The following is a 24,764-nucleotide window of genomic DNA, read 5'->3' on the forward strand; positions in this document are numbered from 1 at the left end:
TCGTTTCCCTGCTTTCGGGGGGTCACTCAGTGGCTGCGGCCCGGGCACGCAAACCTTCCGCGATTGCACGGTTTATGCTGATGAGCGTGTTGAGCTTTTGTGGATCGTCCGTCGTGATGACGGTGATGGTCTGCTTGAAGACAAAGACAGCGAGCGATGCGATATTGTTCTTGATATCCTGCGGCAACTGGCTTTCTTCGCTTGTTGCCGAGGTTACAAGTATGCTCCAGAGCTTGCGATTATAGACCAGTGCATCGTCTTTCTCGGCAAGCGAGGTCTCTTCCCATTCATCCTTGATCAGCTGCAGCCGGGCTGCGGCTTTCATCAGCAGATTCGCTTCCAGTTCCCTCGGTGACAGCGCCACCTGGCTGGTTTTCTGGTAAGCTTGCGCTGCCTGTTTGTACATGACCGATCAGCGTCCCTTCATACTCGATGAGCTTGCGTGCTTCTTTCAGTGCTTTATAGAAGGCGCCGGTTAGGATGGCGTTACTAATTCTCGTAACGTAGGGAATCGTACTCGGCGCCGCCTTCACAATGTCGTTTACGAGAGTGAAGTAATTCTCCTGAATTCTCTCCAGATCCGTGGACAAATACATAAGCTGAACGGCCAGATAGACCCGTTTCGCAGGTGTGTCCGCTGTGGCGGGCGTGAGAATGTCCTTTTCACGCAGAATGGGTGCCTGGCCTTCGATAAACAGACGGGTCCGCTGATTGTCATTTGTGATGACACTGTCACCAATAATAATCCTCTCGCCCGGTTTTAGCTCGACCTTGAGCGCCATTCCGTGACCTCCACGCTTGAGTATCGCCGTGAAACACTAACGAATTGGTTAATGATGTTCGCCGATACCTTAATGCTTTTCATCCCGGCTGTTAACCGAACAGGCTCAAGACGCTCTGGTCCGCCTGGTTCGCAAGCGACAATGCGGTCGAGGACAGCTGCTGCCGTGTCTGCAGGGCAAGCATGTTCGCCCCTTCCTCGTTCATGTCCGCTATGGTCAGCTCACCGGCGCCTACTTCAAGCGTGTTGATCAGCTGCTGTGTGAAATCGGTTCTGATTTCCACCGTCGAGAGCGACGTACCCATGGACCTTGCCGCCGTCCTGAGTTCGTCAAGGGCCGCGTTGATCGCCTGAAGCGTTCGGTCAATATCGGTATCCGACTTGAACTCTGATGCCGCCGCCGTCAATCCGACAGTACCTGATGTGCTACCAAGCGTTGTCCGGTTAAAGTCCGCGTTACTGCTTGTTATATCGAAAGAAACTTCGCCGATCAGACTGATGCTGCCGCCGGAGAAGGATGCGTCGAGGCCTTTCACGTTGTCTATGAAACTGACAAGATCGCTGACGGTCGTTTCGTCGTCAATTTCAATCGAGGCCGGTTCGAAACCGTTTCCATCGGTGATGGTTATCGTGTCGCCGGCCTGGAAGCCGCCCGACGTGACAAGTGTCGACGTTGAACTCAGGGCGGAGACTGTCAAAGTCGTCGTCGTTCCACCTGTTGCCCCACCGTCGGTCGCTGTCCCGCCACCTGCATTGTCCTTGGAAATATAGATCGGACCGGACGTGCCGCTCGTGATGTTTATGGAGTCCGTCGATTCGTCGAAGGTGGTGTGAACACCGTCCAGATCGTTCAACGCGTCCACGTAGTCCTGAACGGTCGTGATGTCTGTTCCGACCGTCAGTGTCGTTGTTCCGGAGCTGTCCGTTATCGTGACCTGGTCACCGGCCGCCCAGTCGCCGAGGTCGGTCAGGTTGGAAGATGCCTGCAGACCGGTCAGCGTCAGCGATCCCGTGCCGCCGAACAGATTGAACGAGGCCGTGCCGGTGCCGCCCGTGTCGAGATCATCGAGGTTCAGGCCGTCGTCGAGGGTCGTGTCGGTGAAATCGACAGGTTCGACGGTCAGGTTGGACGTGCTGTCTTCGTTGAAGATGACTTCCAGCTCGTTGCCGGCCCCGGCAAGCAGGTTCTTGCCCTTGTAGCTGGAGTCGCGAGCCATGTCCTCGATCTGCTCGAGAATGTCGTTGTACTGACTGGCAAACTGCTTGCGTTCGAATTCGCTGGATGTCTGAAGTGCCTGGTTGGCAATGGCTTTTGCCGATTCAACGAGTTTCGTGATCGACGTGATGCCCTTGTCCGCAGCTTTGATGGTCTGAACCGCCTGTCCCATGTTGTCGAGCAGATTGGACAGATCACTGGCCCTGTCGTTCAAAGACTGTGCCGTAAAGAAGGAGTTCGGATTGTCGAGCGCCGTGTTGACCTTGAGGCCCGTGGCAAGTCGCGTCTGGGTGATCGATTGCAGATCTGCCGTTTGCTTGAGCGACAGAAGGTTGTCCCGGACCGCGCTTGATAGAACAATATCAGACATCAGACTTCACCGCTTTTCTAATTCAGTACCCGCCGAAAGTGCTTCTCAGAAACTGCCAAAGTTGAGGGCGCACAGATGACGTAAATCTGAATGGAAAGTTAATCGGTCATGCACTGATTAACGCGATGTAAATAATAGTTACCAAAAGCTTTCTTTTAAGTAGCTGAAATTTTTGAGGAAAATTTGAAAAATTTAGACTGTATTCGCAGGATGAAACGATAACGGCGGGCTGTGGGCCCGCCGTTTCTGTTTGTCAGCTTGTGAGTCGTGCGTCTGACTGATTCTTCTAGACTTAGAAGAGGGATAGCACTGTCTGGTCCGCCTGCGATGCGAAGGACAGCGAGGTGGATGCCAGCTGCTGTCTGGTCTGAAGCGCCAGCAGGTTCGCACCTTCCTCGTTGGTATCGGCCAGGGTCAGAAGACCAGCACCTTCCTGCAAAGTATTGATCATCGTCTTGGTGTAGTCTTGACGAATTTCAACAACAGAAAGGTTGGTACCGAATTCGGATGCTTGTGATCGAAGGTTCGACAGAGCCGTGTTCAACCGGTCGACGATCCTGTTGATGTCGCTGTCCGTCGCGAAGCCGGAGTCTGCAATTGCATCCAGAACAATACCGTCCGTGTCTTGCGCGAAGCCGGTGGAATTGAAGTCGGCGTTGTCACTTGTCAGGGTAAGATCGGTTTCCGACGTGATCGTGATCCGTCCGGACGAGGTGCTGAAGCTTGCATCAACGCCGTTGAAATCACCGATGAAGTTCTCAAGGTCATCAACCGTCGTGTCTTCCTCGATTTCCAGGGAACCAAGCTCGAAGTCGTTGCCATCAGTCAGGGTCAGCGTGTCGCCAACAGCGAAGGAGCCGGAGTCGGTCAGTAGCGCGCTAGAGTCGGTGACGGCCGCTGCAGTCACCGCCGAGCCGGCCAAAGTCGTCGTTACCGAGCCGTTGCCGATGTAGAAGTCTTCGTTGCTGTATACGGTCAGTTCGCCGGTGCCGTTGTCGAATTCGGCACGTACACCGGACAGCGCGTTCAGTCCGTCAACCAGATCCTGAACGCTGGAGGCCCCCGTTACGGCGCCCAAAGAGGCCGCGGTGCTGATTGCGTCCACGAATGACAGCGTTGTGGTCGTGGAGGCAACTGCCGTGTAATCTGCCAGGGTCGAACTGCTGTTCAACGCGGCCCCGGTGCCATCGGTCAGTGCCAGTGTCACCTTGCCACCCTGCAATTGCAGCGTGCTGGTGGATCCCTGGCCCTCGGCAAGGTCGGAAAGGTTCAGGCCGGTCGACAGGGCAGTGTCGGTATAGTCGACGGATTCGATGGTCTGTTTCGACGTCGCGTCTTCGTTGAAGATGGTGGTCAGATCGTTGCCGACGCCGCCGAGAAGGTTCTTACCCTTGTAGGAGCTGTCTTTCGCAACGTCTTCAATCTGTTCAAGAAGGTCGTTGTACTGAGCGGCGAAGGTTTTGCGCTCATACTGGCTTTGCGTCTGCAGCGCCTGGTTGGCTTTCGCCTTGGCGGACTCGACCAGATCGGTGATGGTCTGAATACCTTTGTCGGCTGCCTTGATCGTTTGCAGAGACTGTCCCATGTCGTCGAGCAGGTTGCTCAGATCACTTGCCCGGGAGTTCAGCCCCGACGCGGTGAAGAACGAGTTTGGATTGTCGAGAGCCGAATTGACCTTAAGGCCAGTCGCCAGTTTATTCTGGACGCCGGACATCAGGTCTGCGGTGGATTGAAGTGTGAGAAGGTTCTGCCGCACGGCAGCTGACAGGGTGATGTCCTGCATCTTAGATATCCCTTTCCTGGGTCAACTAACTACTTCCGCTCTTCCTGAGCCGATTGATTAGGATCATCTCCTGTTAACCCTAATCATTGGTTAATTGGATGGCATTATAGGGTTAACGAGGACTTAACGCGCTGAATTGGAAAGAGAAACCGGCAGGAATCCGCGGTTCCACACCTGGGCGTGCGGGGGCAGGGGTGTTCGCCTGCAAAGAGGCTTGGACCGGTTCTGCCGGGAATCAAAAAAGGCGGGCCGAGGCCCGCCTTCCGTGAGTCTTTGAAAACGCTTGCTGGTTTAGAAGAGACGCAGCACGTTCTGGTCGGCCTGCGCTGCCAGCGACAGCGAGGTTGAGGCCAGTGACTGCTGGGTCTGCAGAGCCAGCAGATTTGCGCCTTCCTCGTTGGTATCTGCCAGGGTCAACTGTCCGGCACCTTCTTCCAGCGTGTTGATCAGGGCGTTGGTGAAGTCCTGACGGTTTTCCACGATGGAAAGATTGGTACCGAATGTGGACGCCTGGGCACGCAGCGCATCCTGGGCACTTTTCAGCGAACTCAGCGTCGACTCGATTGCCGTGTCAGTCGCAAAGCCGGAATCGGTGCCGTTGGTTGTGAAGTCCGCAGGCGTTGCCGCGCTGGAGCTGGTTGTCAACCGGAACTCGGAGGTGACCGTCAGCGTGCCCGTGGCGAGTGAAGCGCTGACGCCATCGATGCCGTCATAGAGCGCCTCCAGATCGGCAGCCGTTGTCGTGGTATCGATCGTCAGCGAGCCGACTTCCGTTCCGTTTGCGTCCGTCAACGTGATCGTGTCACCGGCAGTGAAGCCATAGTTGCCATCAAGGGTGGACCCTGAAGTAGCAGTCGTGCTGAGCGTCAGGGTTGCAGTACCGTCCGTCGCAGTTGCCAGATCAGACAGGTTCAGACCAGTCGACAGGGACGTGTCAGTGTAATCGACAGCGGAGATCGACAGTGAGGACGTGCCGTCTTCGTTGAAGGTCACGCTGAGATCGTTACCCGTGCCGCCAAGCAGGTTCTTGCCCTTATAACCGGCGTCCTTGGCCAGATCCTCGATCTGTGTCAGAAGCTCATTGTATTCGAGAGCAAACTGAGCACGTTCTGTCTGGCTTGAGGTCTGCTGGGCCTGATTGGCCTTGGCTTTCGCCGCATCGACCAGATCGGAAATTGCCGAGATACCTTCGTCGGCGGCTTTCAGAGTCTGGACTGACTGCCCCATGTCGTCGAGCAGGGTGCTGAGATCGTTCGCACGGTTCTCAAGACCCTTCGCAGTGAAGAACGAGTTCGGATTGTCGAGAGCCGAGTTCACCTTTTTGCCCGTTGCAAGCTTTTCTTGAACGGAAGACATGAGCGCGGAGGTTGCTTGAAGTGCATTTAGGTTCGAGCGCACAGCACTCGAAAGTGTAATGTCAGCCATTTTGTTTCCCTTCTAGGAATACGAGATACGGAACCCTTCCTGGGTCCGGGGCTCATCAAACGGCCGAATTTGAAAACAAGCTCTAAAGAAGTTTGGTTAGCGTGGCTTAACCTTAACGCTTTGTAACTAGGCGTAAATTTTCTTGCGTGCCTTAAAAAGCTGAAGCGGCGGAGCATTTGCCCGCCGCTTCATTTATTTCGGCCGGATCTACCGGCCGAACCTTGTCACTTCTTAGAAGAGACGCAGCACGTTCTGGTCGGCCTGCGCTGCCAGCGACAGCGAGGTTGATGCCAGGGTCTGCTGGGTCTGCAGTGCCAGAAGGTTTGCGCCTTCCTCGTTGGTGTCGGCCAGGGTCAGTTTACCTGCACCTTCTTCCAGCGTGTTGATCAGGGCCTTTGTGAAGTCCTGACGATTTTCCACGATGGAAAGGTTGGTACCGAATGTAGACGCCTGCGCACGCAGCGTATCCTGGGCACTTTTCAGCGAGGTCAGAGTCGACTCGATTGCCGTGTCTGTCGCAAAGCCGGAATCGGTGCCGTTGGTTGTGAAGTCCGCAGGCGTTGCCGCGCTGGAGCTGGTTGTCAACCGGAACTCGGAGGTGATCGTCAGTGTACCGGTGGCGAGTGAAGCGCTGACGCCATCGACGCCGTCATAGAGCGCCTCCAGATCGGCAGCCGTTGTCGTGGTATCGATCGTCAGCGAGCCGACTTCCGAGCCGTTTGCGTCCGTCAACGTAATCGTGTCACCGGCGGTGAAGCCATAATTGCCGTCGAGGGTGGATCCTGAAGTAGCAGTCGTGCTGAGCGTCAGGGTTGCGGTACCGTCGGTCGCAGTTGCCAGATCAGACAGGTTCAGACCGGTCGACAGGGACGAGTCAGTGTAATCGACAGCGGAGATCGACAGCGAGGACGTGCCGTCTTCGTTGAAAACAACGCTGAGATCGTTACCCGTGCCGCCCAGCAGGTTCTTGCCACCGTAGCCGGCATCCTTGGCGAGATCTTCAATCTGGCCGAGGAGTTCGTTGTATTCCGTCGCGAACTGCGCGCGTTCCGTCTGGCTGGAGGTCTGGAGCGCCTGGTTGGCCTTCGCCTTCGCGGCATCTACAAGATCGGAGATCGAGGAAATGCCCTTGTCCGCGGCTTTCAGGCCCTGGATCGACTGACCCATGTCGTCGAGCAGGGTGCTGAGATCGTTTGCACGGTTTTCAAGACCCTGAGCCGTGAAGAACGAATTCGGGTTGTCCAACGCCGAGTTCACTTTCTTGCCCGTGGAGAGTCTTTCCTGAACAGCGCTCATGAGGCTTGAGGTTGCCTGAAGAGAATTCAGGTTCGTGCGCACCGCACTGGAGAGTGTAATTCCAGTCATTACAGAGTTCCTTCTGCTGTAAAATACCATTCTTCCTGAATGGCAACTGAACTCTGAGGTTAGTTTTTGTATTAATTGATAATATATTTGGTTAGCGTGATTTAACCTAAAGTATTCGTGAACTCTTATCGTAAATTTATTTGGTTAATTGGTTAACTCGAACGTTTGAATTATTTTAACCCTGATTTTTAACCTTGAGATGGACCCATCGGCAGCGGCGTATCGTCCTGAAAACGATCACGGAATCCGGCGGCGGAGGCATAGTGCGATGGGGGTGGGGAAAGCAAAGCGCGCCGAAAAGGCGCGCAGCCGGTCATGCTTGAGAATAGGGGCGGTGCGCCTGTTTACACGGTCCGCTGCAGATTGGATGCGCCTGCCTGCGTAGCCTGCGTCTCGATAGACTCGGCATAAGCACGCAACCGGCGGAGCGTTTCGCTCGGCACCTGGCGGACCACTTCACCTGTGTCGGTGTTGGTGGCCTGATATATGACGCTGTTGCTTTCCGGATCGACCACATTGCGGCGGTCCAGTTGCGGTGTGACACTGTCAAAAAGTGACTTGCCATCGCGGCTGTTCTGAGCGGAGCGCTGGCTTTCGCTTGAATCGGTCGAGGGGCTGACGGTTTCCCGTGCAGGCAACTCCGTCCTGGCGGCAGGCTCGTTCTTTTCCGGAGCCCGTGTTACCGGCGTGATCGCCGTATAGGTCGGCGATGGCGGCCGGGCAATTCCCGTATCCAACATCTTTCCCTCCGGGATACTCAAAACAAACACCCGTACAATTTCCAACTTAACGTAAGGAAATGAATCTTCTGTTAACGAAATGATTAGGAATTGCGGGATTGCCGCTCTGCGAATCGCGATGTTGATTCGCGCTTGCGGCCTCTCCTCGATGTGTGGTCACAAAAAAAGCCTCCGGTTCGGGAGGCTCTTGGTGTCCGGATTGCAGGTCCGTGCGGTCATAGAGCCTGGTTGACCGCGATCCCTCGGGCGGATTGCGGTCCGGAAGGGGCCGCGCCATCGCGCCCATATGTGGTTGGCGAAGCGGCATTTTTTGCACCGGCCGCCTTTGCGACGGTGGAAACAAGGGAGTTGGCGACATCCCGGGCGGTCGACAGAACCGCAAGATTGATCCGAAGAACCGGCTGGAATTCGCCGTGCTGGCGCCGCAGGGCCTGGGTTGCTGCGGAGGAGAGATTGCCGAGCGCGACCGCATGTTCCTTCGCCGCCATCATGCCCCGGGTATATTCATGAATGAGGCGTGCCTTGTCGGGTTGAAGCTCTCCTGCTTCCTTCAGCTTGCCGGCCCGAACCAGGTCGGTTTCCATTTCAATGACCGAAAGAAGGGCCTCCATTGTCCCGGAAAGCGCAGAGCAGAAATTGTCTGCATCCTGCTTGCTTGCGGGTCTTTCCAGTGAAAACGGAAAGGCGTGGGAATTCGGCTGAGCAGTCATAGGGTCCCCTCCTGCAGGTTCAGCAATTCGCGTTCGACACTGTCAGCCAGACCTATTCCGCCCGCTTTGGAAATCGAACGTGCATATTCGTCGATCAGGAGGTCCTGCCAGGCATCGGAACCGGTTCCGCCGCCCCAGGTGCCTCCCTCGTTCAATCCGGTGAACATGTTCTGCAGCATCGTGTTCAGGAAAACCGCCTCGAATTCCTCAGCTGCTTCGCGCACGGCGCTCTTGTTGTTCGTGTCGACGCCGCGGATCGAAGCCATCGGGTCCGGCCGGTTTGTGTAGGCTGCCGCGGTTTCCAGCATCACAGCACCTCGATTTCGGCCTGGAGAGCGCCTGCAGCCTTGATCGCCTGCAGGATGGAGATCATGTCACGCGGACCGATGCCCAACGCGTTCAGGCCGTCGACGAGTTGCTTCAGCGTAATGGTTTCCGGAACGATCGCCAGTTTCGTGCCTTCCTCGTCCACGCCAACCTCGGAGCGGGGGACCACGACCGTCTGGCCGTTTTCAGCGAAGGGAAGTGGTTGCGAGACCTGAGGCGATTCCGCGATCGTGACCGTGAGATTGCCTTGAGCGACGGCAACCATCGACACCTTGACGTCCTGGCCCATGACGATGATGCCCGAGTTTTCGTCGATGACGATCCTGGCAGCGAGATCAGGTTCGACAATGAGCTGCTCGATATCGGTGAGAAGGTCGACAATGTTGCCGTCGTAGTTCATGGGCAGGTCAAGTCGGACCGTTCCCGGATCAAGCGGTTCGGCGGTCGGCATCCCGATCAGTTCGTTGATAGACAGGGCGACACGGCGCGCCGTCGTGAGATCCGGATTGCGCAGGGCCAGACGCAATGAGGTGAGCGAGGCCAGCTTGAACTCAAGTTCCCGCTCTACAAGGCCGCCATTGGCGATCCGGCCGGCGGTCGGCACGCCGCGTACCACGGAGGCTGCGTCCGCCTGCGCTGAAAATCCGCCAATCGCCACCGATCCCTGCGCGATGGAGTATACCTCGCCGTCCGCGCCGACAAGCGGTGTGACCAGCAGCGTGCCGCCCTGCAGGGAATCCGCATCGCCAAGCGCACTGACATTCACGTCGATCCGCGTGCCCTGCGTCGCGAAAGGGGGCAGGTTTGCCGTCACCATTACCGCTGCGACGGTATTTGTGTTCAGGGCGATGTTGCGTGTGTTCACGCCCAGTCGTTCAAGCATTGCCTGCAGGCTCTGTTGGGTGAAAGGCGTGTTGTTGAGGGAATCTCCAGTGCCGTTCAGTCCGACGACAAGGCCATAACCGATCAGCTGGTTTTCGCGGATACCTTCGAAGTCCGCGATGTCCTTGATCCGCGAGGCTGCCTGCGCCGAGGTCAGGCTTACCGCAGCCAAGACTGTCATCAGACATGCGAGCAGCAGCATCTTCGTCGTCAATTCCGAAATGTTCCTGTGTACTGCTCGCATCACTGTTCCCGGTCCAGTTTTTCCGGTCTGATCGCCGGCCTGCCTATGTTGTGCTCTCATATGCGAAAGCCGTGCCATCTCTGTCCGGACAAAGACAGTTTGGCGCAAGTGCCGGTTTTCTGTACGAAAATCGCGTACAAGCCCGTATTTTCAGGTCAATCCTGATGAAATTGGTTAATGAATTCTTTTTCCGGGTCGGCAAATATTGCCTCGTCTGCACGGACTCATTTACCCTTCCCGGAAGTTTCGAGAGGCGGCACAAGAGGACCGGAGCATTTTCGGCCGAAACAGGATCCAGACAGGCTGAACGATCGTCATGCGCATCACAGGCAACAAACCGGTCACAGGTGTCCAGGGCAAGGGCGCGCGCAAGAAGTCCGCGTCCGGTGCCGAAGAGTTCAAGCCCGACATGGGCGGTGAAGTCGCCCAATCGACGCAGGTTGCCGGCGGCAACGCGATCCAGGGAATGGACGCTCTTCTTGCACTGCAGGAGGTCGATGAACGCGCGGAACGCCGCTCCCGGGCGGCAAGGCACGGGCATTCCATGCTCGATTCGCTCGAAGCGGTGCGCGCCGATCTGCTCGCCGGAGTTGTCTCGGAGGCACGCCTGGAAGCTCTGGCAAGTCAGGTTGCCAACCGCAAATCCAGCGGAGATGAGCGCATCGAATCTGTCCTGGACGAGATCGAATTGAGAGTGAAAGTCGAGCTTGCAAAGCTCGGCCGTTTCACGGACAGGTGATGGAAAAACTTGACGCTAATTTACGGTGAAACTCTTTGGTTTGCGCGCAACAAATTGAAAATTATGACATTTTTTTAATGATATTTTTCAAAAATGAACCGTTGTCGCCTGAGGGAACCGGCTATATATTGCGCGCGGCCTAACGGTAATCCGGAGCAATCGATGACGGTTGAAATTGAGTCTGACTATCGTCCCTCTGAACACGAGCCGTTTATGAACGACAGGCAGCGCGAGTATTTTCGGGATAAGCTGCTTGCATGGAAAGATGAGATTCTGAAGGAAAGCAAAGAAACGCTTACGAACCTTCAGGAAGAAAGCCAGAACCACCCTGACTTTGCCGACAGAGCGTCTTCTGAGACAGATCGCTCGATCGAGCTGCGTGCTCGTGACCGGCAGCGCAAGCTGATTTCAAAGATCGATGATGCTTTGGAACGGATTGCGGATGGCAGTTATGGTTATTGCGAGGAAACCGGCGAGCCGATTTCCCTGCGGCGCCTTGAGGCAAGACCGATCGCGACCTTGTCGATCGAGGCGCAGGAGGCGCATGAGCGTCGTGAAAAAGTGTACCGCGACGACTGATTTCCAGAAACGGCGGGCCGGCCGAGCGCGGCGGGCCTGAACAACTGCGAGGCCTTCCCGGAATGGGGAGGCCTTTTTCTTATGTTGCTGTCAGTTGGCAATCTTGTCGGCCATGACAGAAATGGTCTGGACGTAGACACTTGCCTTGTTCCATTCCCTGATCACCCGGTAGTTCGCGGTGCCGGGTCCCCATGGTTGACCACGGCGCCAACCCTTTTTCTGCAGATAGTTCGCGGTCGATGCAAGAACATCTGGCACCGAGCGGATCAGGTCCCGCCGGCCATCCCGATCGTAATCGACAGCATATTTCATGTAGGACGAGGCAAGAAACTGCGTTTGGCCGATTTCACCGGCCCACGCGCCGCGCATTTCTCCTGGCGTCATGTCGCGCCGCTGGACAATTTTCAGGGCGTTGACCAATTCGTTGGTGAAGAACTTCGATCGCCGGCAGTCATAGGCCAGTGTCGCCAGGGACTGCAGCACGGGCATGTTGCCGAGATAACCGCCATAATTTGTTTCCAGGCCCCAGATAGCGAGGATGACGGGGGCAGGGACGCCGTATTTCTTTTCGATCCTGTTGAACAGGCGGGCATATGTCTGGCCGAGTTTCTTGCCCCGGCGGATCATCGCATTGTTGACGCGTTTTGCGTAAAACTGCTGGAAGCTGAGCTTGAACGATTTCTGGTTCCGGTCCAGGCGAATGACCTTGGAGTTGTATTTCACGTTCTGCAAAGCGGAACTGACGGTTCTTTGCTTCAGTCCGTACCGCTTGGAGTTGGCAATGAAATCAGCTTTCCAGGCTTCAAACCCGTTCGGTCCGTTTCCGCATGTAGCTGCGAGCGCGGGCGTTGCCGACAAAAACAAAAAGCAAACGACAATCAAGAATAGCGGGCGCATGGTGCCTCCGGTTACCTGAATCGATGTGGTCTATTCTACGGAAAAATGACGCAGCGTCATATCAGAAAAGCAAATTCGAACAAAAATCGAGAACGGGCACGGCACTCGGGGAGCGAGATGCCGTGCCCGTCGTCAGCCGCCCTGGGCAGAGCTTCTAGAACACTTTGCCAGGGCTGGCCGGGGGACTGAATAGGGTCGGACCGGGTCAGAAGGGCAGCAGGATATCCAGGACCTGGTTGCCGACACGCGGCTGCTGGACGGTCGTGATCTGGCCTCGGCCGCCATAACCGATCCGGGCCTCGGCGATCTGCTCGCTGGCGATGCGGTTATTCGCGGTGATGTCCTCAGGTCTCACGATGCCGGCAACGATGAGTTCGCGAACTTCGAAATTGACGCGGACTTCCTGCCTGCCTTCAATCACGAGATTGCCGTTGGGCAGGACCTGGGTGACAACCGCGGCGATCTGTGTCTGCAGCGTTTCCTCCCGATCGACGCTGCCCGCGCCCTGGAAGCTGGAGTTGCTTCCGACATTGGCGAGGTCGCTGGCGGCGGTGCCTGCTGGCAGGAAGATCGTGTCGATGGCCGTGCCGAGTGCACCTCCCACGCCGGCACCGCTTGACTCGGTCCGGTTGCGTTCCGTGGTGTTCTCGATCTCGGCTTCATCATCGATGGTGACCACGACGGTTAGGATATCGCCAACCTGGCTGGCGCGCTGGTCCTTGAAGAAGGCACGGCTTCCCGACTGCCAGAGAGAATTCGGATTGTAGTGTACCTGCTGAGGTTCGGGCATCGGCATCTGGACCGGGCGGTAACCGGGCGTGGTGGTCGGGTCCTGGATCGCGTTGAGGGTAGGCTGCTGGCCAACCTGCGCAAGCTGGTCTGCGGTGCTGCAGCCGGCAAGAAGCGCAGCCAGGGCGATGCTCGCCATCAGGTGTCTATGTCTTGGAGTCGGCATCAGTTGGTCTCGCTGTTCAGGCTTGCAACAACAGGATTGGCGGTTTGAACGCGCACCTGGCCGCGTGAGGTTACGATTGCCGGCACAATCCGGCGGGATTGGAGATTCATGACGTCTATGACGTCGCCCTTCGCACCGTCATCGAGCGCCTTGGCCCGGGATGTGAGCTTCAACCCCGGCATGTTGAAGGTTACTGTGACCTTGTCGCCACGCCCGACGAGTACCGGATGCTGAAAGGTTCTTCGGGAAAGGGGGGTGTTTGCCCGGACATTGGTTTTTGCTTCCTTGCCGACAATCTCATCCGGCGACAGGACGGCGCCCGCGGGAACGCTGGAGCGGACCATCCGCACGTTTGTGAGGTCCTCTTCGTTGAGAAGATCTCCACGCCGCAGAGGCTGTGCCAGCACCATGACCTCGACCATCTCCTGGGCAATGCCTGAAAGGGTGAGGGGCTCGGTTCCGTGCTCCACGGACACGGTCGCCTGTATGACGAACCTGCCATTCGCTTCCGCCCATTGAACACTTTCGATCCGGACTGGATCTGCGGCTTTGGGGTCGGCGAGGATCTGGTTCGGCGCATGAAACAGCTGCACTTCAAGGCTGGCGGGATCAATAGCGGCGTTGCGGCGGGCCAAGGCCTTCTTCACGAGGCCGGCCAACTGCTCCCTGTTGATCTTGGTCGCTCCCCGATGAACGGTGACCGTTCGCAAACCGTCGGTTCCGGCCGATGTCAGACCCGCCGCGCGGGCGCGTTCAGCAACAAGGTTGGCGGCAACGTCGCCCGACGTACCCATATCGGGAGATCTGAAGAGCGGCTTTTGTGCATGGGTGCCCGCATTCGAATAGAAGTCGCCGACCGTGACGATTTCCGACAGCGTCATGACCTGGGAGCGCAGAACCGGAGGTTCGCCCGCCAATGCCGGAGCGAAAGCGAAACCCGTCAACAGGACGCCGAGTGCGGCTTTGCAAAGCTGTTTCATCATGTCAGCCATCCCGTGTTAGCGAAGGTTCGTCGTGGTTGAGTACATCTCGTCTGCGGCCTGGATGATCTGGGAATTCATCTCGTAGGCACGCTGGGCGGCGATCAGGTCCGAAATTTCCGTGACAGCATCCACGTTGGACATCTCCAGGAAGTATTGCTGCAGGCTTCCGAAGCCGTTGTCGCTCGCGTTGCCGGTTTCAGCAGCGCCGCTGGCATCCGTTTCCAGAAAGAGGTTGTCACCGATTGCCTCAAGCCCGGCCTTGTTCACGAAACGTGCGAGCTGGATCTGACCGAGCTGCTGTGTCGTGCCGGTGTTGTCCACGCCCTGAACCGAACCATCGTTGGAAATCGTCAGGTCCTGGATGTTTTCGGGAATGGTGATTCCCGGATTGACGGTATAGCCGTCGACCGTCACCAGTTGTCCGTCCGCATCCCTTTCAAACGAACCGTCCCGTGTGTAGCCGGTCGTCCCGTCCGGCAGGTCGATCTGGAAAAATCCTTCGCCCCTGATGGCGATGTCGAGCGAGTCATCTGTCTGTTCGAGTGAACCCTGCGACATGATGCGGGCAGTGGATGCCAGTTTGACGCCGGAGCCAATCTGGACGCCGGTCGGCACGATCGTGCCTGCGTCCGAGGTCTCCGTGCCCATCCTGCGCAGGTTCTGATAGAGCAGATCCTGAAAGTCGGCCCTTTGTTTCTTGAAGCCCGTGGTGCGCATGTTGGCCACGTTGTTCGAGATGACCTCGACGTTCTGTTCCTGCGCCTTCATGCCGGTGGCAGCGATCTGGAGTGCTTTCATTGTCTAAACTCCCTGGTGCCGTCAGGCCTGAATTTTGCCAAGTGTGGAGATTGCCTGCTGACGCAGTTCATCTGCGTCCTTCAGCATTTTCGAAACGGATTCGTATGATCTGGTGATCTCGATGAGGCGCGTGACTTCAAACACGCCATCGACATTCGACTGCTCGAGTGCGCCCTGCACGATCCGGGTGTCTTCAGGGATCAGGGGATCTTCGCCGAGGAATGTTGTTTCGCCCCGCTTTTCCAGATCCTGTGGCCTCTCGAAGGAGACGACCCGGATCTGGCCGCGCGTGCCGAGTTCGGTCGCGATCGTTCCGTCCTGCGAAATCTCGACGATGCCGTCTTCCGCGGTGAAGTTGATTGGGCCACCGGTGGTGAGAACGGGCCAGCCTTCGGACGACATGAGCTGGCCGTCCGTGCTCAGGTGAAACGCGCCATTGCGCGTGTAGGCCTCGGTGCCGTCGGCAAGCTGCACGACAAAAAACCCTTCGCCCTCAAGCGCAAGGTCGTAATCGTTGCCGGTCGCCTTGAAGCTGCCGTTGGTGAAATCCGTGTGCGTGGCGTAATCAAGGACGTAGGAAAGTGTTTCATCCTGCGTCTGGAACTCGGTCGCCTCGGCAACCGGCATCATGTATTCTTCAAACAGCAGGTTCTGCGCCTTGAAACCCGACGTGTTGATGTTCGCCATGTTGTTGGCGACCACGTCGAGCTGATTCCGCAAGGCGGTCTGGCGCGACAGGCCAATGAGTAGTGCGTTCTCCATGTGAACGGCTCCTTTTGCTCCCCGATGAGCCAGCTTGTCTCCCCAGACCGGCGGGCTCGTTAAGGTTAATGCATGCGGCGTGCCAGTTTTTAAATCCTTGGAAAATCTGGGTAAAAGCGAAACGGCGAGGGTGCGTGCGGCAAGAGATTCCGGCAGAAGTTAACCACCTGGCAATTATTGCCCGGTGACTCGCGTTAATGCCTGGTAACCATTCGTTAACCTTTAACTCTTTAGTAATAAATACCGCGCGCGAGCGCTGAATTATGCGGAGTGCGACATGGCTGACGAAACCGCAGCCGCCGACGACGTCGAAGAAGAAGGCGGTGCCGGCGCAGCAGGTGGGAAGAAGAAAAAACTGCTGTTGTTCGGGGGCATCGGGCTTGTGGTCCTGCTCGCGGCAGGCGGCGCGGGCTACTATTTCCTGATGGGTTCCCCGGCGCCGATGATGGTTTCGGGTGAAACGGCCGAGCCGGTCGAAGTTCAAAAGCCGGTGGTGTTCTTTGACCTGCCCGAGATGACGGTCAACCTGGCTACGGAAGGGCGGACGACCTATCTGAAAGTGCGCATTGCGCTGGAAGTCGAGAACCGTGCCATGATCGACCAGATCCAGCCGTTCCTTCCGCGTATTCTCGATGCGTTCCAAATCTATCTGCGTGAATTGCGCCCCGCGGACCTGGAAGGGTCCGCCGGTCTGTTCCGTCTGAAGGAAGAATTGCTCAGACGGATCAATCTGTCGGTTTACCCGGCAAGAGTAGAAGGGGTTCTGTTCAAGGAAATCCTTGTTCAGTGACACATTGAATGGCTGACAGCGACGACGACGATCTGTCCGAAGAGGACATGGCCGATGCCTGGGGAGCGGCCCTGGCAGAGCAGGGGGCCGGTGGCGACGATGATGACGACCTGGCTGCTGCGTGGGGTGCTGCGCTAGAGGAGCAGGGTGCCGGAAGCTCTGATGACATGGCTGCCCAGTGGGCGGCGATGATCGACGACAGCGAACCGGATCTGGAAAACGCCACGCGCGGCGCTGACCGTGTTCTCAACCAGGAAGAAATCGACAACCTCCTCGGCTTCAATATCGAGGATACCATTGCCGGTGACCAAAGCGGTATCCGGGCTCTGATCAACTCGGCGATGGTCTCCTACGAACGTCTGCCGATGCTGGAAATCGTGTTCGACCGGCTTGTGCGGCTGACCACGACGTCCTTGCGCAACTTCACGTCCGACAATGTGGAAGTCTCGCTGGATTCGATCAGTTCGGTGCGCTTCGGCGACTACCTCAATTCAATACCGTTGCCTGCGATCCTGGGCGTCTTCAAGGCTGAAGAGTGGGATGGCTTCGGACTGATCACCGTTGAATCCAGTCTGATCTACTCGATCATTGACGTGCTGCTCGGCGGCGGGCGCGGAACATCCGCCGTGCGCGTGGAAGGGCGCCCCTATACCACGATCGAGACCGGGCTCGTCCAACAGATGGTCGCGCTGATCCTTCAGGATGCCGAGCAAGCGTTCGCACCGCTGTCCCCGGTCCACTTCAATCTCGAACGCCTCGAAACCAATCCCCGGTTCGCGGCCATTTCGCGTCCTGCGAACGCGGCGATCCTCGTGGAACTCCGCATCGACATGGAAGACCGGGGCGGTTCCGTTGAAATCATGATGCCCTACGCGACACTGGAGCCGATCCGCGATCTGCTGCTCCAGATGTTCATGGGGGAAAAGTTCGGCCGTGATCCGATCTGGGAGGGCCACCTAGCCAGCGAAATCCACGCTGCGGAGGTCGAAGTCGACGCCGTCCTCTACGAGACCCATCTGCCGCTCAGCCGCGTGCTCAGTCTCGACATCGGTCAAACCCTCGTCTTCGACGTGGATCCGGCGGATCCGGTCACGATCAAATGCGGGAATGTCCCGCTTACCGAAGGTACGCTCGGCAAGGTGGAGGATTCCATTGCCATCCGGGTCGCAAAGAACTTGCGCAAGCCCAAAATGACCCTGGCCGCTTTCGAGCGCGCCATGCAGAACGAAATGGAGCAACCATGAGCACTTTGCCAATCGGAATGATCATTGAAGGCCTGGTTGCGGTGCTGTTGCTGATCACCATCGGCTATTGCTGGATGCTGAACCGACGCCTGCAGCGGCTCCGGGCTGACGAAGAGGTTCTTCGCGCAACAATTTCCGAACTCATGACGGCAACGGAGATCGCCGAACGCGCGATCCTCGGCCTGAAGACGACGGCTGCGGAAGCGGACAAGGTTCTCGGGACGCGGCTCAAGCAAGCTGAAACGATGTCCGGCAGCCTTGCCGAACAGATTGGTGAAGGTGAGAAAATCTTTACCAGAATTTCGCAGATTGCAGAGGCTGCGCGCGCGGCATCGTCTCATCCCGAACCGGCATCGCGCGCCGGGGCATATGCGGTCCGGTCACCTGTGGAGCATGTGCCGCAGTCGGCTGGCTACGCTGCACCGCCTGCGCAAACCGTTCAACCTACTCAGGTTGTGCAACCCGCGCCGGTCACCGCTGCGACGGCTCCAGTCTTTGAACCGGAACGCAAACGCCCGAGCCGAGCGGCGGATATCAGCAGCGCGGCGGCCGAAGCGACCGCAAGACTTGAACAGTTCCGCAGACGAAATGGTGCTGCTGCATGAATTTGAGACTGTTGCCTCTGTTGGGTGTTTCTGCAAGCGCCTTGCTTGCGCTGAAGCTGCTCGGGTTCACCTTCGGACCCGAAAGCGGAAGTTTGCCCATCAACGGCGCAGTCGCACAGGAAACACCTGCAGCGGATGCTGCTGAAGGCGAGGCGATGCCCGCGGATGTGGAGACGATGGCAGCACCGCCGGCTCCTCCCGCGGAACCAGGCCTGCCTGCACAGCCGGTGTTGCCCGACAACCTGGAGATCGGCGGTTCGGCGGCCGAGCGGGCGGTTCTGGAAAGTCTCGGCAGGCGTCGGGAGTCCCTCCAGGAGCAGGAAGGTCAGCTCGATCTTAGGGAGAAGCTTCTGCAGGCGACCGAGGAACGAATCCAGAAACGTGTCGACGAACTGAAAGTGCTCGAGCAACGCATTGAAGCTGCGGTTGAAAAGAAGCGGCAACAGGAAGAGAACGAAGTCGCCGGCCTTGTCACCATGTACGAGACGATGAAACCCAAAGACGCGGCGCGGATTTTCGACCGGTTGAGCCTTCCCATTCTGCTCAAGGTCGTCCGCCAGATGAAACCGCGCAAGATGGCAGACGTCCTGGCGAAGATGTCGCCGGAAGCTGCCGAGCGTCTCACGGTTGCAATCGCGAGCAGCGGTTCGGGCTCTGCCCCGGCAGCTCCGGCCGCACAGGCACAAGCCCGGGCACCCGCGCAGGAAGCGCTTCCGAAGATACCGTCAAACTAGTTGTTTTTCGAAGGTGGAAAGGTGGCAGCTCGGATCCTGCGACCAGGGCATTGCAGGTTTGAGGTTCAGGAGTTGCGGCCCGTAAATACCAACGCCGCCATGGACATGTTCTCTGACGAAAAATGTGCCGGTATAGCCGGATTTGAGGGGTCTGCGTAAGGGCGCGTTAAGAACACTTAACTAACACTAGGGTCCTTACCCTAGGACGTTGGCGTTTTTCGAGGGATGAAAAGCTTGCAGGGATTGATCCCGACATACCGACAGACACGCAGGACCGGGGGCAGAATGGGCTCACGCGTTTTCCTGCAATCCGTCGTGCTGTTCTTGGGCTGTTTCACCTTCCTGCTTTTTGCTTTGCAGCAGCCGGTCAAGGCTCAGCCGCTTGAGCCGGTGGATCTGCAGGTGATCCCCGAAGAGGGCTACGGGCGCATGGTGCTGACGTTCAAGGATCGGACGCTGCTTCCGATCTATGATGCGCTGATCACGGGCGGGGTTCTCCGGATTTCGTTCGAGGAGCCCGTCGACATCAAGGTTGATGACGTTCCGCTTGATCTCGGTGAATATGTGACGATCGCCCGGCGTGATCCCGACGGGAGTGCGATCCGTTTTGCCCTGAAGGACCAGTACCAGATCAACACGCTGGAAGCGGGTGAAAAGCTGTTTGTCGACATCCTTCCGATGAGCTGGCAGGGGCTGCCGCCCGGACTGCCCGACGATGTCGTGCGCGAACTCGCAAAGCGGGCCGAGGCCGCGATGCGTAAGGTGCGGGCGCTGGAACAGGCGCGCCTGAAGGCGCAGGAAGGTCCTGAGGTCACACTTCATGTCGGAGAGCATCCGACGTTCACCCGCCTCGTTTTCGACTGGTCGATCAAATTCGACACTGCCTTCGTGCGGGAAAACGACATCATCAAGCTCACGTTCAATCATCCGGCGCAGCTCGATATTTCGCATCTGCGGGCGCATCTGCCGCAAGGTGTCATTGACGCCACGTCGTTCCTTGACAAGGGGAAGCTCAAGTTCCTCATGCGCGTCGAGCCCTCGGTGGACATTCGGGCCTTCCGGGAAGAGCAGACTTACGTGATCGATGTGACGCCGGAGAACATGGAAGTCAACGATCCGGCGAACGCGTTGATCAACAAGGAGCTGTCGGTCGCGGATAACGAGAACCGCAAGAACATGATCACTGCGCCGGGGCTTCGCGACACACGCGAAGTCGACAATCCGCGCGGGCTGCCGCCCGTCACGGTCGGGCGCAGCTCCAGCGGTACATTGAAAGAGTCGCGTGCCGACGAATCCGCAGCCTATATTGCCGTGCCGTTCGAAACCATGCCGAAGGGAGACGAGGAGGCGCGCGCACCTGCTCTTCCGCCTTTGCCGGCATTGGAACCTCCGGCCGGGATCCAGGTTGCGGAGAGTGATGGTGACCCGAGTTCCGGGTCCACCCCCAGATTGAAGCCGCAAACCCAGACGGCTGATCCGCCCGGCAGCATCTCAGAGCATGTTGCCTTGGTTCCGGCGCCGGGCAGTCCGGCAAACCCCGCGTCGTCGCAATCTGGATTGGCTTCGACCGCTTCGGCGGTCGAAACGCTTCCTGCGCCCGAGCTGACGGCGGCGTTTGCGGGCAGTGACGGTGTTCCGGCAAACGCAGACGACGATCTGGTCACCTCGGCGATCCTCCCGACTGTTACAGCAAACGCCCGGCTTCTGACCAACCCACAGCCCGGCATCGTGCGTGTTCAGGCATCGCCCGGTGCGTTGCCGCTGGCTGATGTCGCGCCCGAAAGCGCCGAAGCCGATGATGCCGATGTTGTCCGGCCGGCCCCGATGCTCGATCTGTCCAAGCAGCAAACGGCGCCTCAGGCAGGCGGCACACAAACGCCGGTCAACAATGGCATACCAACGTTGCAACCGCAGTCCCAGGGCGATGTCGCCATGGACGCGCCGGCTCAGACAGGCCAGTCGGACAAAGTCGAAATACAGACCGGCGACAGCCTGGGCCGCAGCGGCGTGCCGACGGCAATACAGTTGCCGAGCAGGTCGAGTTCCTCACCAGAAGTCTGGCGCGCGAATGGGGGCAGCGACTATGTTCCCGAACGCCTGTCTCCCGAACGTCCGCCGGAGAGCGCGGCCAAGGAGATACGTGAGTTCGTTTCGGCGGAAGCGCGTCGCATCGGCAACACGGTAAGGGTTGTGTTTCCGTTTTCGGAGCCGGTTTCAAGCTCGGTGTTCCGCCGGAACGACAGTATCTGGCTGGTCTTCGATACCAGTGCGACGATCGACACACGCGGTATGTCTTCCGCGTTGGCGGAAATCTCCGAGACGATCGAGGTGAAGCAGTTCGATGATTACCAGATCATCCGGCTGGACATGAACGATCCCGTTCTTGCGACCGTCGGTGTTGACGGCAATGCCTGGTCGCTGGTCATCGGAGACATGATCCTTGAACCGTCGATTCCGCTGCAGCTTGAGAGGAATGTGCGCGGGGACGGGGGCTCCGTGCTGCGTGTTCTTTATCGCAATCCCCAGCATATCAGGAAGATCGTTGATCCATTTGTCGGAGATACAATCTCGCTGGTGACAGGGTTCGGTCCCCCGCGCGGATTGCTGAAACCGCAGAAGTTCGTCGATCTGGAAGCGCTCAGTTCAGCTCAAGGGATCGCGATCGTTACACGGTCCGACGGCATCAACATGCAGGTTCTCGGCGATGACGTGATCATCGAACGGGAAGGCGGCCTTGCGCTGTCCAACCGGCATTTGCGCGGAGGTACGGGCGCGCTGAACTCCATTGTCGATCCGGACAACACGAATGTCGAATTCGTTTCGCTCAGCACGGAAGGGCCCGGTGCCTACCGTTCGAGACTGATCGAGCTGCAAAGGAAACTGTCCCGCGCGCCTGCCGGAAAGCGGCGCAAGGAACTGATTGAACTCTCCCGGTTCTATCTGGCGCATCAGTTCGCCCAGGAAGCTCTGGGCTTGATGAAGCTCGCGCTGGAAGAAGAACCGGCGCTTGCCGAGGACACATCCTTCAATCTCATGATGGGCGCTGCCGAAACGATGGCGAACCGGCCATCGGAAGCCTATACGCATCTCAACCGGCCGGACCTGAAGAACAGCCCCGATGCCGCCGTCTGGCAGACGATCGTTGACGTCAGGCTCGGCAACTGGACATCTGCGCGCATCGCCATGCCGCGCGGGCGCGCGGTCATCGGCAATTACCCGAGCGCCATCCAGACCGAGTTCAAACTTGCCGCCGCTCAGGCGCTCGTGGAAGTCAATGATTTCGGCCTTGCAAACGGGGTTCTCGCGGAGATCGAGCCAAGCGAAGTCACCTCGGCGCAGGCGGCGCGATATGACATCCTGCGCGGCCGGGTCGCGGACGCGTCCGGACGCTCGCAGGAAGCCCTTACCGTTTTCGATCTCGTGAGCCGGTCCAGTGATCGTCCGCGCGCGGCCGAGGCCGAGTACCGGGCTCTGCGTATCCGGTACCGCGATGGCGAAGCTGATGTGAACGAGACCATTGACCGGCTCGCTGGCCTTGCAACCTCGTGGCGTGGTGACGAAGTCGAGTTAAAGACGTTGCGGTTTCTGGCCCAGCTTTTTGCCGAACGTGGGCAGTACCGGGAAGCCTTCGAAGCGATGAAGTCGGCGGTGCAGGCAGATCCGGATTCAGACACCACGCGCCTTTTGCAGGAAGAAATGAACGGCCTGTTCAATGCCCTCTTCCTGGATGGCAAGGCCGATGAGCTGTCACCGGTCAAGGCACTCGCGCTCTACTATGATTTCCGCGAACTGACACCGATCGGGCGCCAGGGCGACGAGATGGTGCGCCAGCTTGCCAAGCGTCTTGTTGAAATCGATTTGCTTGATCAGGCGACCGAATTGCTGCGCCACCAGGTGGACAATCGGCTCAAAGGCGCTGCAAGAGCCCAGATTGCAGCCGACCTTGCCGCGATTTACCTGATGGACCAGAAGGCAGACGAAGCGCTCAGGGTCCTCAACAGGTCGAGGCAAGCCAGCCTGCCGTCGACCCTTGAGCGGCAGAGAAACATCGTCGAGGCGCGGGCCCTCACGGAAAACGGCCGCCCGGATCTGGCGCTTGAACTTGTCCGCAACATGCGCGGCTCCGATGTCGACCGCCTGCGAGCCGACACCTTCTGGGCGGCAGAGAGCTGGCGGGATGCGGGTGAACAACTGGAAGCCATGCACGGGTCGCGCTGGTCGGACAACATTCCGCTCGACGAGCTGGAAAGGCGCGACATTCTCCGCGCCGGCATTGCCTATTCGCTTGCGGGCGACCAGCTCAGCCTGGAACGGCTGCAGACAAAGTACACGGACAAAATGGCGAACAGTCCCGAAGCGCTCGCCTTTCAGGTCGTGACGCGCCCGATCGAAACGCAGGGTGTGGAGTTTCTGGAGGTTGCCAACCGCCTGGCCGATACGGATTCTCTGGAGACATTCCTGCAGGAGTACCGCCGCCAGTACATGTCGCCCAACCGGTCGACGGATGATCAGGCCGCTGCCGGAAACCAATCAGGCGATCCAGCGGGCTGAGACACTCTTCGCTGAAATGAACAAGGTTGGCTGAGCTGACGCCCGGGTTGCCGATCAGCCCAAGGCCCCGAGTGCTGCTGTCGGCGGGGCTGCAGCTATGTTCGGTTTTTTCAGCTCGGCCTTGTAGCGCATGACCAGTTCCGGGATCGTGCGCGTGTTCCGGTCAAGCCAGCGGCAGCGGGCTTTCAGGAAGTCACGATAGGTCTTGTCGTCGATCCCGGTCTGCAGCATCAGGCGCAGGATTGCACCATCGGCATCGGACTTGAGTGTTTCTGCGACTACATCGTCAGAAAGATTGAGCTTGCGCCCAATCAGCCAGATCGCCGCGTCTATGCGCTCGTCTTCAAAGAGCGTCCGCAAGATGGCGTCGAAGGAGAGTTCTCCATTGGCGATCTGGATGCTGGCCTCGTGCCGCGAATACCGTACACCGTCAATCTCGATGTCGCCTTCGCGTTCCAGGTCCCCGATCGAGGTAGCGAGGCGCTCCAGATCGTCTTCCTCCAAAGCTCTCTTGAGAGGGGGAGGGATCAGCGGGCAGTCGGTTTCAAGAACAAGCTTGAGTGTTTCCAGGAACTCTTCGTCCTTGATCGCCCGCTTCGCCATGCCGGCGAGGACTTCAATCTCCGTGTTCGCGAAGATCAGCAAGGCCAGCATTCCCTTGACGGAAAAGGGGACGTCCGCGTTGTCAAGAAGCACGTGAACCACTTTCCGGCTGCCGCGCGCGATCATCGTGTCGCTGATTTCCTCGCTCAGGTCTGGCCGGCGGGCGACCGACTCGCGCTTGTCGTTGCTTCCGGCCTTGGACAGGTGCATGAGCGCCGTCTGGCTGATGACCGGCGAGCATTCGATCACAGGTTCGGAAAGATCGTAATCCTCCTGGGTCAGACGATCGGCAAGATCGGAAATGATGCGATCAGTCTTTGCAAGCCTCACGACAAGTTCGTAACGCGCTTCGCGATCAAGCTGATCGAAAACGGAAAGCACGATTCTTGAAAACAGTTCGCGTTCGACTGGGGTCGGCTCATGGTCTTCCGAACGCGCATACTCGCCGACCAGCGTCCGGATCAGTTTCGACCGCGCTTCCGGTTCCTTGATTCTTGCGAGTTGTTCAAGCTGATCGCGTATCACAGAACGTCCATAACAAATACGGCCGGCATGCGGCCTCCCCACTTCCGCAGAGTATTTCATGTCTTGATTAATTTTGTTCTACTTTTGGCAACGTAAGACCGATTGCCGTGAGCGAAGTTTCCGTCCTGCAATTACGGGACAGGCGCTTTTGGAACA

Annotated in this window: 23 protein-coding genes; 7 read left to right on the plus strand and 16 right to left on the minus strand. The window is 58.1% G+C overall.

Annotated features, from left to right (window positions below):
- Positions 1–22 precede the first annotated feature (22 nt).
- From flaF to RDA78_RS17975, 10 genes are all read right to left on the minus strand, one after another.
- Positions 23–406, minus strand: a complete 384-nt coding sequence (gene flaF, locus RDA78_RS17930) for a flagellar biosynthesis regulator FlaF (RefSeq protein ID WP_434051180.1) — start codon at positions 404–406, stop codon at positions 23–25.
- A complete protein-coding gene (gene flbT, locus RDA78_RS17935) occupies positions 288–782 on the minus strand; it encodes a flagellar biosynthesis repressor FlbT (protein ID WP_434051181.1) in 495 nt (164 codons plus the stop codon). Before flbT ends, flaF begins: the two co-directional genes overlap by 119 nt.
- Positions 783–873: 91 nt before the next feature.
- Positions 874–2,367 (minus strand): flagellin, encoded by a 1,494-nt coding sequence (locus RDA78_RS17940; RefSeq protein WP_434051182.1) that lies wholly within the window; start codon positions 2,365–2,367, stop codon positions 874–876.
- 292 nt (positions 2,368–2,659) lie between these two features.
- Positions 2,660–4,150, minus strand: coding sequence for a flagellin (locus RDA78_RS17945; protein ID WP_434051183.1), 1,491 nt, complete (start codon positions 4,148–4,150; stop codon positions 2,660–2,662).
- Between the two features lie 291 nt (positions 4,151–4,441).
- Positions 4,442–5,575 carry a flagellin gene (locus RDA78_RS17950; RefSeq protein ID WP_434051184.1) on the minus strand — a complete coding sequence of 378 codons (1,134 nt, stop codon included), beginning with the start codon at positions 5,573–5,575 and terminating at the stop codon, positions 4,442–4,444.
- Between the two features lie 231 nt (positions 5,576–5,806).
- Positions 5,807–6,940 carry a flagellin gene (locus RDA78_RS17955; RefSeq protein WP_434051185.1) on the minus strand — a complete coding sequence of 378 codons (1,134 nt, stop codon included), beginning with the start codon at positions 6,938–6,940 and terminating at the stop codon, positions 5,807–5,809.
- 344 nt (positions 6,941–7,284) lie between these two features.
- Positions 7,285–7,680: a hypothetical protein gene (locus RDA78_RS17960; protein ID WP_434051186.1), complete on the minus strand. Its 396-nt coding sequence runs from the start codon at positions 7,678–7,680 to the stop codon at positions 7,285–7,287.
- Between the two features lie 215 nt (positions 7,681–7,895).
- Positions 7,896–8,390, minus strand: a complete 495-nt coding sequence (locus tag RDA78_RS17965) for a flagellar protein FlgN (protein ID WP_434051187.1) — start codon at positions 8,388–8,390, stop codon at positions 7,896–7,898.
- Entirely contained in the window at positions 8,387–8,698 is a 312-nt protein-coding gene (locus RDA78_RS17970; RefSeq protein ID WP_434051188.1) for a rod-binding protein, read from the minus strand. Before RDA78_RS17970 ends, RDA78_RS17965 begins: the two co-directional genes overlap by 4 nt.
- Positions 8,698–9,822, minus strand: a complete 1,125-nt coding sequence (locus RDA78_RS17975) for a flagellar basal body P-ring protein FlgI (protein WP_434056172.1) — start codon at positions 9,820–9,822, stop codon at positions 8,698–8,700. Before RDA78_RS17975 ends, RDA78_RS17970 begins: the two co-directional genes overlap by 1 nt.
- Positions 9,823–10,159: 337 nt before the next feature.
- On the opposite strand from RDA78_RS17975, the gene RDA78_RS17980 reads away from it, so the two are divergent.
- Both RDA78_RS17980 and dksA read left to right on the plus strand, forming a co-directional pair.
- Complete coding sequence (locus RDA78_RS17980; protein WP_434051189.1) at positions 10,160–10,582, plus strand: flagellar assembly protein FliX; 423 nt, start codon at positions 10,160–10,162, stop codon at positions 10,580–10,582.
- A gap of 162 nt (positions 10,583–10,744) precedes the next feature.
- Positions 10,745–11,161 (plus strand): RNA polymerase-binding protein DksA, encoded by a 417-nt coding sequence (gene dksA / locus RDA78_RS17985; RefSeq protein ID WP_306146208.1) that lies wholly within the window; start codon positions 10,745–10,747, stop codon positions 11,159–11,161.
- Positions 11,162–11,251: 90 nt separating this feature from the next.
- Here dksA and RDA78_RS17990 read toward each other — a convergent pair whose 3' ends face one another.
- From RDA78_RS17990 to flgF, 5 genes are all read right to left on the minus strand, one after another.
- Entirely contained in the window at positions 11,252–12,058 is an 807-nt protein-coding gene (locus RDA78_RS17990) for a lytic murein transglycosylase (protein ID WP_434051190.1), read from the minus strand.
- 205 nt (positions 12,059–12,263) lie between these two features.
- Positions 12,264–12,986, minus strand: coding sequence for a flagellar basal body L-ring protein FlgH (gene flgH, locus RDA78_RS17995; protein ID WP_434051191.1), 723 nt, complete (start codon positions 12,984–12,986; stop codon positions 12,264–12,266).
- 26 nt (positions 12,987–13,012) lie between these two features.
- The gene (gene flgA, locus RDA78_RS18000) at positions 13,013–13,996 is read right to left on the minus strand and encodes a flagellar basal body P-ring formation chaperone FlgA (RefSeq protein WP_434051192.1); all 984 of its coding nucleotides are present in this window, start codon (positions 13,994–13,996) and stop codon (positions 13,013–13,015) included.
- 15 nt (positions 13,997–14,011) lie between these two features.
- Complete coding sequence (gene flgG, locus RDA78_RS18005) at positions 14,012–14,794, minus strand: flagellar basal-body rod protein FlgG (RefSeq protein ID WP_434051193.1); 783 nt, start codon at positions 14,792–14,794, stop codon at positions 14,012–14,014.
- Positions 14,795–14,815: 21 nt separating this feature from the next.
- Positions 14,816–15,556 carry a flagellar basal-body rod protein FlgF gene (gene flgF, locus RDA78_RS18010; RefSeq protein ID WP_434051194.1) on the minus strand — a complete coding sequence of 247 codons (741 nt, stop codon included), beginning with the start codon at positions 15,554–15,556 and terminating at the stop codon, positions 14,816–14,818.
- A 277-nt stretch (positions 15,557–15,833) separates the two neighbouring features.
- Here flgF and RDA78_RS18015 point away from each other — a divergent pair, with 277 nt between their 5' ends.
- From RDA78_RS18015 to RDA78_RS18035, 5 genes are all read left to right on the plus strand, one after another.
- Positions 15,834–16,346 (plus strand): flagellar basal body-associated FliL family protein, encoded by a 513-nt coding sequence (locus RDA78_RS18015; RefSeq protein WP_434051195.1) that lies wholly within the window; start codon positions 15,834–15,836, stop codon positions 16,344–16,346.
- A gap of 47 nt (positions 16,347–16,393) precedes the next feature.
- On the plus strand, positions 16,394–17,590 hold the full coding sequence (gene fliM, locus RDA78_RS18020; protein WP_319387686.1) for a flagellar motor switch protein FliM: 1,197 nt from the start codon (positions 16,394–16,396) through the stop codon (positions 17,588–17,590).
- Positions 17,587–18,195 (plus strand): DUF6468 domain-containing protein, encoded by a 609-nt coding sequence (locus RDA78_RS18025; protein ID WP_434051196.1) that lies wholly within the window; start codon positions 17,587–17,589, stop codon positions 18,193–18,195. Before fliM ends, RDA78_RS18025 begins: the two co-directional genes overlap by 4 nt.
- Positions 18,192–18,929, plus strand: a complete 738-nt coding sequence (locus tag RDA78_RS18030) for a MotE family protein (protein WP_434051197.1) — start codon at positions 18,192–18,194, stop codon at positions 18,927–18,929. Before RDA78_RS18025 ends, RDA78_RS18030 begins: the two co-directional genes overlap by 4 nt.
- Before the next feature lie 285 nt (positions 18,930–19,214).
- The gene (locus RDA78_RS18035) at positions 19,215–23,480 is read left to right on the plus strand and encodes a hypothetical protein (protein ID WP_434051198.1); all 4,266 of its coding nucleotides are present in this window, start codon (positions 19,215–19,217) and stop codon (positions 23,478–23,480) included.
- A 54-nt stretch (positions 23,481–23,534) separates the two neighbouring features.
- On the opposite strand, the gene RDA78_RS18040 is transcribed toward RDA78_RS18035, so the two are convergent.
- A complete protein-coding gene (locus RDA78_RS18040; protein ID WP_434051199.1) occupies positions 23,535–24,608 on the minus strand; it encodes a DUF2336 domain-containing protein in 1,074 nt (357 codons plus the stop codon).
- Between the last annotated feature and the right edge of the window lie 156 nt (positions 24,609–24,764).

The sequence above is a fragment of the Roseibium sp. genome (assembly GCF_051016195.1).
GTDB lineage: Bacteria > Pseudomonadota > Alphaproteobacteria > Rhizobiales > Stappiaceae > Roseibium.